The sequence below is a fragment of the Fuerstiella sp. genome (assembly GCA_022447225.1).
Taxonomy (GTDB): domain Bacteria; phylum Planctomycetota; class Planctomycetia; order Planctomycetales; family Planctomycetaceae; genus S139-18.
Genome location: JAKVAZ010000009.1, coordinates 139,952 through 153,186, shown reverse-complemented (window position 1 = coordinate 153,186; position 13,235 = coordinate 139,952). Strand labels below are relative to the sequence as shown.

At 55.0% G+C, this 13,235-nt stretch carries 8 protein-coding genes and 1 pseudogene; 8 read left to right on the top strand and 1 reads right to left on the bottom strand.

Going from position 1 to position 13,235, the window contains the following annotated elements; genetic code table 11:
- Window positions 1-224: 224 nt before the first annotated feature.
- The 7 genes from MK110_11380 (at window position 225) to MK110_11350 (ending at window position 10,078) form a co-directional block, all read left to right on the top strand.
- Window positions 225-1,814 carry a DUF3604 domain-containing protein gene (locus tag MK110_11380; protein MCH2211895.1) on the top strand — a complete coding sequence of 530 codons (1,590 nt, stop codon included), beginning with the start codon at window positions 225-227 and terminating at the stop codon, window positions 1,812-1,814.
- An 875-nt stretch (window positions 1,815-2,689) separates the two neighbouring features.
- Entirely contained in the window at window positions 2,690-3,817 is a 1,128-nt protein-coding gene (locus MK110_11375) for a Gfo/Idh/MocA family oxidoreductase (GenBank protein MCH2211894.1), read from the top strand.
- A 17-nt stretch (window positions 3,818-3,834) separates the two neighbouring features.
- A complete protein-coding gene (locus tag MK110_11370) occupies window positions 3,835-7,314 on the top strand; it encodes a c-type cytochrome (GenBank protein MCH2211893.1) in 3,480 nt (1,159 codons plus the stop codon).
- Between the two features lie 117 nt (window positions 7,315-7,431).
- Window positions 7,432-8,199, top strand: a complete 768-nt coding sequence (locus MK110_11365) for a ThuA domain-containing protein (GenBank protein MCH2211892.1) — start codon at window positions 7,432-7,434, stop codon at window positions 8,197-8,199.
- A gap of 9 nt (window positions 8,200-8,208) precedes the next feature.
- Window positions 8,209-8,433, top strand: coding sequence for a hypothetical protein (locus MK110_11360; GenBank protein MCH2211891.1), 225 nt, complete (start codon window positions 8,209-8,211; stop codon window positions 8,431-8,433).
- Window positions 8,434-8,574: 141 nt separating this feature from the next.
- The gene (locus MK110_11355; protein MCH2211890.1) at window positions 8,575-9,474 is read left to right on the top strand and encodes a hypothetical protein; all 900 of its coding nucleotides are present in this window, start codon (window positions 8,575-8,577) and stop codon (window positions 9,472-9,474) included.
- Between the two features lie 142 nt (window positions 9,475-9,616).
- Entirely contained in the window at window positions 9,617-10,078 is a 462-nt protein-coding gene (locus tag MK110_11350; protein ID MCH2211889.1) for a hypothetical protein, read from the top strand.
- On the opposite strand, the pseudogene MK110_11345 reads toward MK110_11350, so the two are convergent.
- Window positions 10,060-10,281, bottom strand: a pseudogene (locus MK110_11345) (DUF1501 domain-containing protein). The gene MK110_11350 and the pseudogene MK110_11345 sit on opposite strands and share 19 nt — an antisense overlap.
- Before the next feature lie 717 nt (window positions 10,282-10,998).
- Between MK110_11345 and MK110_11340 the strand changes: the two are divergent.
- A complete protein-coding gene (locus MK110_11340) occupies window positions 10,999-13,224 on the top strand; it encodes an SUMF1/EgtB/PvdO family nonheme iron enzyme (GenBank protein ID MCH2211888.1) in 2,226 nt (741 codons plus the stop codon).
- Window positions 13,225-13,235 lie beyond the last annotated feature (11 nt).

Below are 13,235 nucleotides of genomic sequence, written 5' to 3'. Positions count from 1 at the left end.
TTTTCGTTCCGATTCGTCAGATCCGCGTTTTGCATTGAACCTGCCAGGCCTTTCCGTGGTTGATACGCCGTCGCCACGTTTGGTCTGCTCCCAAAATCCTGACACATGTGTTATGAGTTTTCACAGCATGAGGAGACTTGAACGATGACACAACGACCTCGGTGTCATCCGCAACAGACAGTTGAGTTACCGCAGGGAGGCGAAGGCATACTTTCGGCCTGTCGGTGCCCGAACGGGGCGAATCGGAAGACGGAGACCAGTGGGACGAGAAGATGAACGGTGACCCCTACAGCGGTTTGCGCCCTTTGTTTGGTGATATTCACAATCATTGCGGGATTTCCTACGGCCACGGTTCATTGGAAGACGCATTGTCCAACGCACGCGAGCAACTGGATTTCGTGTCGATCACCGGTCACGCGCACTGGCCCGATATGCCTCAGCCCGAGGAACGAATTCAGTATCTCATCGACTTTCACGAAGAAGGGTTTTCCCGTTTGAAATCGGCCTGGCCACAAATGATGGAGACGCTGCGGACCAGGAACGTGGAGGGTGAATTTGTGATTTTTCCGGGCTTCGAAGTTCACTTCAGTGCCACCGGGGATCGTAACATGCTCTACAAGACTCTGGATGGAGAAATTCTGTATCCCGACGATCTCAACGATCTGCAGCGGTTGTTACAGGACCTTCGTGACAATGGGAAAGACAGCATTGCGCAGCCACATCATGTTGGTTACCGCGCCGGTACCCGCGGGATCGACTGGAGTACGTTCGACCCGACGTTTGCCCCGTTCGTCGAGTTGTTGTCGATGCACGGCTGTTCGGAAAACAGTGAAAATACGCGTCCGTTTCTGCATTCGATGGGGCCGTCGGACTGGGAGAGTACGATCGCCTGCGGTTTGCGCCACGGACACGTATTTGGCTTTTCGGGCAGTACCGATCATCACAGTGGACATCCCGGAAGTTATGGACATGGTTGTACTGGTTTGTGGGCGGAGGCCTGTACACGGGAAGCGATCTGGGATGCGTTTTACGCGCGGCGCATGTACGCGTTGACCGGTGATCGGATACTGCTGGAATTCGCGGTCAATGACGCAGCGATGGGCGATGTGATACCTGTCACGACACGTCGGAAAATCGCGGTCAACGTTGCGGCCGGCGGCGCGATTGACTGTGTGGATGTGATCAGGAACGGCAAACTCATACGGCGGCTGTCGCAAATGGATGTCGCTCCGGTATCCGGGGCGAGCGACTGTGTGAGGACAAAACTCCACCTCGAACTTGGCTGGGGCGAGAAGCACAGAACGACCGACTGGTGTGTCGAATTTGGAATTCACTCCGGTCGTGTTTTGAACGTCGAGCCACGCTTTCGTGGTCTGGAAGTCGTGGCGCCGACGGAACGTGAATCAGACAAAGGAGAGTCATTTTATTGCTCCAGAATCCTTGAGAAAACGGAGCGGGCCGTTCTTTTCGAAACGCAGTCCGTTGGCAATCCAACGAACTCAACGTGCACGACTCAGGGGATGTGCCTGGAAGTTGAAATGCAGCGAGACGCGCGGGTATTCGCGGTGATGAACGGTGTTCGCGCCGAGCATACGCTTGAGGAACTGATGCTCGGGGCGCGATCGGGTTCACTCGAGCACACGGTCGCGCCGAGTTGGCGTTTCAATCGTGCGCCCCAGCCCGGGGAGCTGAATTGGCGCTGCGAGTTTGTCGACGTGGATGACAGCGGGGAGGAAGGGTTTTATTACGTCAGGGTGAGACAGACCAATGGACAATGGGCATGGAGCTCGCCCGTGTTTTTAAGAAAGTTCTGACGTTCCTGCGTAAAGTCAAGATGTGAACCAGCGGTCTTCCGAAGATCCGGAGAACGTCGGGAATCTCCAACAAATCGGCGAACCACCCGCGTCCGACTTACCGGGTTGTGTCCGCGGATGCTTCGTTGAGGATCAGGCCATACGATCGTTCCGGCTGCACGGCAGCCGGCAGTCAATCATGAGTAGGCCAGGACGCTGAGGACATTTGTAAGTTATGTTTCAGGTCGGATCCAGGGCTGTCGAATGTTTCGGCTGGCGAACAGGACGCGCTGGAACGTTTGCGGAAGGATGTTGGTTGCGTTTTCAGGAGACGGGATGTCTATGCAAACCGACAGCCGTGTTTGCGGAAAAAAGACTCAGTGGTCAGCTCATCGGACCGTGCGGGGGAGGGGGGAGAACAGGAGGTGACAGTCCTCGTGCTATGCGGTCGGTGAGTCGAACGGGGTTCTGTATGCTGAACGGACTCATCGTTTTGGAATGTTGGAAATTCAGGTATGTCGTATTCGGACGTTTTATCCGGAGTCGGGAATCTAAATCAAGCAATGATTGCAATGAATGGCGGGTCACGCATGATGAGGAAGACGAATCCGGCTAACGTGTTTCACGAATAGCATCAGGATCGACTATACGATCATTGTGTTGGGAACGCGCTGAGACGAGTGAATGGTGACGACAGCAGTTGACGGTTCGCCTGTCCTGAAAAAACTCATTGGTCAAGGCATACCTATACGTGCGCAAGGGCGTGATTTGTCGAAACGTTTGTTATATTAAGCGAATCCCTGCATCCGTGCAGTTTCCGCCGGTACCACCGCAGGGTGGTGATCTGCCGGTCAATCGAACGGCCTGGACCGTTCGCAAATAAAATAGGTGATGGAATGAATAAGATCCCTCAGGGGGCGATGATTGGACTGGGTTTTGGTGCTGAGTTTATCCCGATTTATCAGGCGCATCCCCAGGTCGAGATCAGCGCGATCTGTCGTCGGGACGAGGCGGCGCTGAATAAGTGTGGCGATCGATTCGGGATTTCCAGGCGGTATACCAGTTACGATGACGTGCTGGCCGACAGTGAAATTGACTTTGTGCATATCAACAGTCCGATCCCGGATCATGCCTGGATGTCGTTGCAGGCTCTGGACGCGGGCAAGCATGTGATGTGTACGGTACCGATGGCGACCACCATCGACGAATGCCGACAGATTGTCGAAAAGGTACAACAGACCGGTTTGAAATACATGATGGCCGAAACGGTCGTGTACAGCCGGGAATTCCTGTTTATCAAGGAGCTCTACCGGAAAGGGGAACTCGGAAAAATTCAGCATCTGGCAGCTTCACACCCACAGGATATGGACGGCTGGCCGAGTTACTGGGAAGAGATGATCCCGATGCACTACGCGACCCACGTGGTCAGCCCCTGTCTTGGTTTACTCGACGGGCTTGCTTCGCGGGTCAGTTGTTTTGGCAGCGGAACAGTGAGGGATGATATTGCCAAAAAATCGGGCAATTCTTTCGCGGTCGAATCGTGTCACATCCAGATCAAGGACTCCGACGTGACCGCCCATATCTGGCGATTTCTGTACGATGTTGCTCGCCAGTACCGTGAGAGTTTCGACGTGTACGGAACCAGGCAAAGTTTCGAGTGGACCCTGGTTGAAAACGAACCACACGTTCTGCATACGGCAAAAAAACAGGAACATGAGATTCCCCAAAAGATCGAAGTGCCTGACTTTGCCCACCTTTTGCCCGAACCAATCCGGCGGTTTACACTTCCCGCAGAAATCCATGATGCGGATCACCTGTCCTTTATTCAGGGCGGCGGCCACGGTGGCTCCCATCCACATTTGGTCCACGAATTTGTCAGCGCCTTACTGGAGGATCGGGATCCGTGGCCAAATGCGGTCACCAGCGCCAACTGGACCTGCGTTGGGCTTTGCGCTCATGAATCGGCTCTGAAACAGGGTCAAGTGGTTCCTCTACCGGAATTTACCCTGCAAACTTCGTCTTAATCAGCGGACTGATCGGAATGAAAATTTTTGCGACCTGCGCGTGGGGTCGAACGCTTTGTCATGGTCTGTTGTGGTGCTGGGCAGCGACTGCCTGGGCTGTGCAGGATGGTGAACCGGACGGCTCGTTGCCGATGCTTATACAGGCGATTGACAGGACGGACGATCCGCTGGTCCAGGCCGCTCTGCTACAGGGCGTTCTGGAAGGTCTGGAAGGCAGACGAAATATTCCTGAACCGGACGCCTGGAACCGATTGAACGGCCGTTTGACCTCAAGTTCCGATTCGCAGGTCCGACAGCGTGCGCTGCAGCTGTCTCAGATGTTTGGTGATGAACTGGCGGTTCAGCGGGCGCTGGACAGGATTGCGGATCCGGCCACTGATCCCGGTCGGCGCCGAACGGCGCTGGACCGGTTGTTGAACCAGCAAAATCAGCAAGCCTCCCGGCAATTGGAAACTTTGATCGATGAACCGGTGATGGCGCTCGACGCGATTCGTGGCTTCGCGATTGTGGAAAATCTCAAAGCGCCCGACATTTTGCTTCAACGTTATTCCGGGTTTGATGTGTTGCAACGTCGCGCCGTACTAGACACATTAGCTTCACGCAGGGTTTATGCCCGGGCATTACTGGAGGCAGTTCGGGAGGGGCAGATCCCGCGTGACGAAGTCCCGTCCCAGGTTTCTCGTTCTCTGCACGGCATTCTCGGACAGGAATGGGTCAATGTGTTCGGCCAAAACAATCAACCGATTGCCGAACAACGGGAACAGCTGCTGAAAAAATACCGCCAAATCTGCAATCCGGAAGCAATGCAACAGGCCAGTCCGTCGCGGGGTCGGGTCGTTTATGAGAAAACGTGTGCCGCCTGTCATCTGTTGTACGGCCAGGGTGGAAAAGTTGGTCCTGATCTGACCGGTTCCAATCGTGCCAATCTGGATTACATCCTGCTCAACAGTGTTGATCCGAGTTTCGACGTTGCCGACGGGTACAGAACCGTGGTGGTTGGAACGGTGGACGGTCGGGTCGTGACCGGAGTGTTGGATCAGGAAGATGAAACTCGACTTGTATTGAGAACGCCCGACCAGCCCAGGATCGTGATTGCCAGAGCCGATATCGAATTTCAGCGGACTTCTGAAAAATCAATCATGCCTGACGGGCAACTGGACCGGTTAACCGATCGGCAGGTGGTCGATCTGGTTAAATACCTGCAAACATCGGAACAGGTTGGTCGGGAAGCCGAACAACAGCGAAACGAACTGCCCCAGAAAAAACACAAAATCAGTGATGCACCCTTCCTGGATCCCCAGCGGGCGGTTGCCAAAATGTCGATCCCTCCCGGTTTCGACGTATCAGTGTTTGCCTCCGAGCCTGACATTGCGGAACCGATCGCGTTTTGTTTCGATCATCGGGGCCGAATTTGGGTGGCCGAGAATTTCAATTACCGGACTCGCCGCAAACACACTGACGATCCGGTCAGTCGTATCCAGATCCTGGAGGACACTGACAGCGATGGTGTTTTTGACAAAAAGCAGACGTTCATCGATACACTGACGTTTACCTCCGGCATCGCCGTTGGCATGGGGGGCGTTTTCGTCGGATCGCCGCCTCACCTGACATTTATTCCCGACAAAAACGGGGATGACCAGCCTGACGGCCCGCCTCAGGTACTGCTGGACGGCTGGGGAATGAATGATCGACATGAGACGCTGAACAGTTTTATCTGGGGGCCGGACGGTTGGCTTTACGGATGTCACGGTGTGTTTACGATGTCGAAAGTCGGTAAACCGGGCGACCCGGACGGCGACCGGCAATTGATTGACGGAGGAATCTGGCGTTACCATCCCACGCGGCAGACTTTTGAAATTTTTGCCCGCGGTCTTTCCAATCCCTGGGGATTTGATTTTGACGATCAGGGCCAGGGGTTTGCCACTTGTTGTGTGATTCCGCATCTATTCCACGTGGTGCAGGGAGGCGTGTATCACAAACAGAGCCGACCGCACTTCAATCCGCACATTTACGACGACATTAAAACGATCCGGGACCATACCCACCTGTCTGCGCACGGGGGGGCCCGTTTTTACCTGGCCGATGTTTTTCCGGAAAAGTATCGGGGCCGTTTGTTCATGTGTAATATCCATGAACATGCCGTACTGACCGATGTGATGGTCCCCAGTGGATCGAGCTTTATCGGACAGCATGGTGACGACTTCCTTCCCACCAACGACATGGCTTGGGTTGGGTTCAGTGTGGAGATCGGTCCGGACGGGGGTGTTTACATCCTGGACTGGCACGATCAGGACGTGTGCGGGAATTCGGTTCAATTCCCGGATTCCGGTCGTGTCTATCGAATCATGCCGACCGATGCGCAGGCGGTCAATCGGCCAGATTTGCGGGCGTTGTCTGACAGCGAGCTGGTCGATCTGCAAACGGATCGCAATGACTGGTTCGTCCGCCAGGCGCGGACCGAACTGCAGTATCGTGCGTCCGAAGGGACACTGGATCGTTCGCGTGTGCATGCAAAATTAAAACAGCTGCTAAAAACGGAAACTGGTTCTGCGAAGCAACTGCGGGCGCTGTGGGCTCTGCACGTGAGCGGAGGGACCGAACAAGCGTATTTGACCGGGCTGCTGAACCATTCCAATGAACATGTTCGGGCCTGGTCGATTCAATTACTGGGCGACGCCAGTTCCATGAATGCGTTCCTGCCTCTCTCGCCGTCTGCCGGCGATTCGCCCGTGATCTTCCCGCAGTCGGTTCGGAATCGTTTTGCATTGCTGGCCCGGATTGATCCGTCACCCGTAGTTCGCCTGTACCTCGCCTCGGCCGTTCAGCGGATGCCGTTCAAACATCGCTGGCCGATTCTGGAAGGTCTGTTGACGCATGGAGAGGATGCTGACGATAACAACCTTCCCCGCATGTACTGGTTTGCTCTGGAGCCGATGGTCCCAAACTTTGCGCCTCAAGCGATCGATCTGGTGACTTCCGGTTCGATTCCGACGCTCAACCGGTTTGTAGCCCGACGTCTGATTACGGGTGACGGAAGTTTGGACGAAATTGAGTATTCGAAGACCGCCGACCGATACAAAAGAACACTTCAAAAAGTGGCGAAGGGATTCAACGTCAGGTCGGTCGGTGAACTGGGAGTCGTGTTTCACCGCGAATTTCGAAATCGAACGGCCGTTCAGACGCACCCTCAGGATCGCCACATCCCCTGTCAGCTCAAACGTCGGGTTGAGATTCCGAAAGAGAAGCGAACCACGTTGAATCTGTGTGTGAGTCATCACCCTCACGGTGACTGGCAACTGCGGGTTCTGGCCGATGACCAGCTGATTGCCGACACCATGGTTGGCCGGCGGACGGTGGCCGGAAACGAGTGGCTGGATGTCGAAGTCGATCTCACCCGGTTTGCCGGGCAGAGCGTTTCACTGGTCATTGAGAATCGGGCCAACAACTGGCGCAATGAATGGGCGTACTGGAACCGGGTCGAAATTGTTAGCGAGTAGGTTATGACATTCAAAGGTGGTTTCGTCTTCTGGGGCCTGATGTTATGCGCCGCCCTATGTTCTGCTCAGGACAGGGCACAGGTTGTTTTCATCCATGGTTCACCGAGTCACGGTACGATGAAACACGAACACCGTGCCGGCTGCCTGCTGCTGGCCGACGGATTAGAACGTTCGGGACTGCCGGTCGATACGTATGTTGTGCCCCATGACGGATATCCCAAAGAGACCACCTGCCTGGAAAACGCTGACAGTGTTGTCATTTTTTGCACCGGTCACCGTCGTCACCTGTTGAATCCTCACCTGGATGAATTCGATGAATGGATGAAGAAAGGGACAGGAGTGGTCATGATCCATTGGGCGACCGAAGCGGAAAAGGGGAGGCCGGGTGAAAAGTTTCTCGAATGGATGGGAGGTTTTTGTGATCTCGACTGGTCGGTCAATCCTCACTGGAAACCGACGTTTTACAGGTTTCCCGATCATCCGATCTGCCATGGTGTACAGCCTTTCAGCGTACAGGATGAATGGTATTACCACATGCGGTTTGTGGACGGCTTAAAGGGTGTCACTCCGATCCTGTCTGATGTGCCACCCCCCGAAAGCCTGGAACGTCCCGATGGTCCGCGCAGCGGGAACGCGACGGTCCGTGAGGCAGTTGCCCGCAGGGAACCGCAGCATGTGGCTTGGGCCTACCAACGCCCGGGCGGAGGACGGGGATTCGGTTTCACCGGCGCCCATAACCATGTCAGCTGGCAGGATGACAATTTTCGAAAAATCGTGCTCAACGCGATCCTGTGGACCGCGAACGTGGAAGTTCCGACAATGGGCTGTCCGTCAGCTTCAGTCACGGATCACCGAATTAAACAAAATCTGGACGAGGAACGATAAGCGTTCGGAATGCCTCGCCTGGTTCCAGGGGCCTGTTTGCCGGGAACCGGTACGGTTGTTTTCACTTTGCCGGTGGTGTACCTGAAACAGGCGAAGTTTTGGGACGCGGAGTCGGACCGTTTGAGACAGTCATTCTGTGGTGGAAAACTAATCAAGGAGGATTTACCTTTGTCGCAGCTGGTCCACGATGAATTCACATCTGCCGTGTGTGATGACAATGACCTGCCGAATTGACGGCCAGGGCGGTAGCATTGTGGTAACTTCCCCGGCGGCCGCGCAGTAGACATTGTTTTTGCTATTATTCTTCGGGCAGTCATTTCAACACGAACTGCGTATGCGTTTGGCAAGCTCAGGAGAAACAGAGGAGCCGGATCCATGAAGCACATCTTAATCGCCGTCAACATGATCGTCGTGCTGCAATTGACGGCCCACAGTTCGGAGCCTCGCGTAATCAGTGTTGGCGAGAAACCGGAAAGTGTCTGCCGCGGGTTTGATGACAAACTGTTTGTTTCCATTATTGACGGTGATGAACCTGGTGATGGCGGCGTGAATGTTGTTGATGGCGACAGTGTGAAAGAATTTTGTCGGGGCATGAATTCACCGAAGGGAATTGTATTCGTCGGTGGAGTTCTCGTGACGGCCGACGAAACCACGATTTGGCAAGTGAATGCCAAAGGGGAAATTCAGGCAATTGTGACCAGGGAGGACTTTCCGGGGCCGATCGAGTTTTTAAACGACGTGGCCGTGACGCCGGATGGTACCGGTGTTTATGTGACCGAGATGAGCCATCCCAGGTGGATGTTCGATCCGGACGGTGAAAGGAAGCTTTGGCCGGCGGACAGTACTCGGGCAAAATGCCCCAAAACCGGCTGTGTTTATCGAGTCGGACTGGATGGCACGGTGACTCAGGTCGTTCCGCCCGGCGGCAAACTGACCGGTCCCAACGGGGTTGCGGTCGCGGGCACCGGTGACCGCGACCGAATTGTACTGGGCGATTTCTTTACCGGAAATATTCTGTCGTGGGACGGTCAGCAGCATACGATCATGGCTGATGGCATGCGCGGGGCCGACGGGATCGAATTTGGTCAGGGCGTCATGTACGTTTCCAGTTGGCCGCTGGGTAAAGTCTGGAAGTACGATTACAGGAAACAGTCATTGACCGTACTGTCCGACAGGTTCACTACGGCCGCCGACCTGTTCTTCGACCGGAAAAACGAGCAGCTGATCGTTCCTGACATGATTGAGGGAACATTGACGTTCCTGCGAACGGACTGACAGCATAAAGCAAACCAGGACGGGCACGATAAGCGTTCGGATTGTCGAGCACGTTGGTTTCCAAAGATCTGATCTTTGGAGAACCCGCCGGTCATGGTCTGACGGGGCTCAAAGTTAGCTTGTACGAATCAGGATCACACTGATGGCTGACGTACAACCCGAACCGGAAAAACGCTCCAGGCTGCCGACCGTTTGTGTCGTGCTCGTCATACTTTGTCTTGCTGGTGGATACTGTCTGCACCGCCTCAACCAAGGAGTCCGCAACGCCTATGCGGTTTGGTGGGTCGCTGACCTGGTCGTGGAACACATGAAAGCTAACAACAATCAATGGCCGACAGGCTGGGATGATCTTCGGGACGATTATCAAACTTGTACCGAACGGTCGCAACCATTCTCCTTCGACGAGTTGTCAGGTCGCACACAAATTGATTGGCAAGCCATCCCGAGTGTGCTGGTGGCTGAGTCAAAAGGCCATCAGATCGCGAAATTCCGTGTCATCACGCTGACCGATGGTACTGAGAGTCACTGGGAAAAAAGCGAACCCAATCAAATTGTCCTGGATTACCTGCGTTCGCAGATGTCGGGTCAGGTCAGGATACCCTGAGCAACTGTGCCTTCGACGTCGGTCAGGCGAAAGTCGCGACCGGAATGGCGGAAGGTGAGACGCTCGTGGTCGAGGCCCATCAGATGCAGAATCGTGGCGTGCAGGTCGTGAACATGCATGCGGTTTTCGATGGCACGCATGCCGAATTCATCAGTGGCTCCCCAAGTCATGCCGCCTTTGACCCCTCCGCCGGCCAGCCACATGGCAGCGAATACGATCTTGGGTGGTACTGTCTTCATTGATCGTCCAATGTCGCAGACCGCTGCTGAGTGGTTGTTTTGTGGTTCCTGCGGGGCACGCCGATGAATCGCCGACCCGGTAAAAGGGAAGTGTGTGACGAGGATACTTAGAGGACGAGAAGCACAGGCACCGTCTCGCCGAGACGATGTGAACCTGCCACGATTCCAGGCTGAGGCAGCCTGAGAGTATCGATCATCAGACCCCGATACACAACATCTTTGGGAAATGACCTCGGTTCGAGTGTCCGTATGGGAGTCGTCGGGATTCTTCAATACCTTAATTTCTGAAACGATTTCAAATCGAAATCGCTTTGAAATGTTTACCGCAGAAGTTCGTCAAACGAGGTGCCGCAGGCAAGTTTTCCTGGCTGAGTATATATCTGTGAGTGTCAGTCCCCGGTTTTTGCGACAGTAAAAACGAATAATTGGCAGGCATCAGACCCGGTCGGTGCCGGCGGGCAGTTCTGCGGACATGGTCGAAACATGGGTTTTACGAATTTCGGTGTACATTTGGTGTGCAAGCATCCGGGATTGCGAAACAAAACGATCGCCCGGGATTGGATTGAAGACTCAGCATCGAGTTAGAATCATAGCGAGAAATGTTTGTTTCACGTGCCGTATCTGAGACTGACAGTGAAACCTCACCTGAGCACTCAACAGATTTTCAGCCGGACATGCAGGATGCCCAACTCTTTCCATATCGCGTGGATCATTTCAGTCGGAATGGTTTTGACCGTGGCCGGCTGTGACGACATCAGTGCCCCATCGGAAAATACCTCGGAGACTTCAGAGCCGGCGACGCCTCGGAAGGAAGAATTCAACGAAGAAGTGGTCACAACGATCACAAATTCGATCGGTATGAAGCTCACCCGTATTCCCGCAGGTGAGTATCTTATGGGATCGGCCGAAGCCGACCCCGGTGCTCGCGAAGACGAACAGCCACAACATCAGGTGCGAATCAGTAAGCCGTTTTATATGGGTGTCTATGAAGTCACCCAGCCGGAATTCGAGGGGTTGATGGAGATCAATCCCAGTTCGTTCACCAGAAGTGAGCAGCCGAATGATGCATCGGACGAGGCTTCACAGGTTCCGGTTGATGGTCTCACGTGGTATCAGGCCATTGAGTTCTGCCGGCGACTGTCAGACCTGCCTGCGGAAAAAACGGCCGGCCGTGTGTATCGGCTGCCCACGGAAGCGGAATGGGAATATGCCTGCCGTGCTGGGACGACCACCGTTTTTCATCTGGGTGAGACACTGTCTTCCACACAGGCCAATTTCAATGGGGAACATCCGTTTGGAGATGCGGAGCCTGGTCCCTTTCTGAAACGCACCACGGTCATTGGTTCGTATGAACCCAACGGGTTCGGACTGTATGACATGCACGGCAATCTGCATGAGTGGTGTATGGACCGTTTTGACCGTGATTATTACCGGGTGTCACCTGAGACAGATCCGCTCGGTTCGGAACAGGGAACATCTCGTGTGATTCGCGGCGGCGACTGGTACAGTGACGGTCGTGACTGCCGCAGTGCATTTCGGTATGCGGATATTCCGGATGGTCGCTTCTACGCGCTGGGGATGCGGGTGGTTTGCGAACTGACTTCGGAGGGGGCCACACTGAATCCGGTCATCGCAGCCTCCGGGTTGTCGGATGCAGATGTTTCGGCTCGAGCCATGACAGCAGATCCAGCCGATGTGCCGCTGCCTGAAAACGGTGTGGACTGGCCGCGCTGGCGGGGCCGCCTTGGCGACGGAACGTGGCAGGCTCCCCGGCTGCCTGCCGTATGGCCGGAGGACGGACTGAAACGCGTTTGGCAGCGGGAACTTGGTGGTGGCTATGGAGGGATTGCTGTTGCAGACGGTCGTACTTATGTCATGGATCGACAGCTCGAACCCGAAGACACTGAACGGGTGTTGTGCTTCGATGCGGTGACAGGTGAACCGTTGTGGTCCCACGTATATCCGGTCGACTACAGTGGAGTGAGTTACGATAATGGTCCGCGTACCACTCCGACCGTTTTTCAGGACCGAGTGTATACTCTGGGGGCAGTCGGACATTTGTGTTGTTTTGAGGCTGTCGACGGGACACTGGTGTGGTCACGCGATCTTGTTGAAGAGGCTGGAGCTCGTGTGCCGCTGTGGGGACTCAGTGCGTCACCGCTGATCTATGAGGACCTGCTGATCGTGCATCCCGGCGCCGATCCTAACGGCTGTCTGATGGCCTTTGACCGGGAGACCGGCGAGGAACGCTGGAGGAGTCTGTCAGATTCTGCGGGATACTCGACACCAATTCTGATTGAACAGCAGGGGAAACAACAGCTGGTCGCATGGACTCCCACAAACGTCCAGGGGCTGGTCCCCTCTACTGGCGAACTGTTGTGGACGGTCCCGTTCCAGGTGGTGAATGGTTCGTCAGTCTCCTGTCCGATTTTTCAGGAAGGCTTAGTGGTGGTCTGCAGTTACTACGACGGCAGCAAGGCGATTCGCCCCGGCACTGACTCCCTGTCGGCAGAAGTGGTGTGGCACGATCGACGTAATCTGCGTGGTTTGATGATGCAGCCACTGTACCGCGACGGGTACGGGTACATGCTCGACAAACGACACGGACTAACCTGTTTTGAACTTGCCACCGGGACGAAGGTCTGGGATGACGACAATCGTCTGACTCCCAAGGGACGGAATCCTCAGGCGACACTGGTCTGGCTGGGAGACGGGAATCGGGCGATCGCATTGAATTCCGATGGGGATCTGATCCTGGTTCGTCTGAACCCTCAGGGGTATCAGGAAGAGACTCGCACGAACATCATTGGCAGAACCTGGGCTCATCCGGCTTATGCCGGCAATTGCGTTTACGCCCGCAGTGATACAGAGATCATCTGTATCGTGCTGCCGACTGCAGACGACTGACAGCCCGGTCC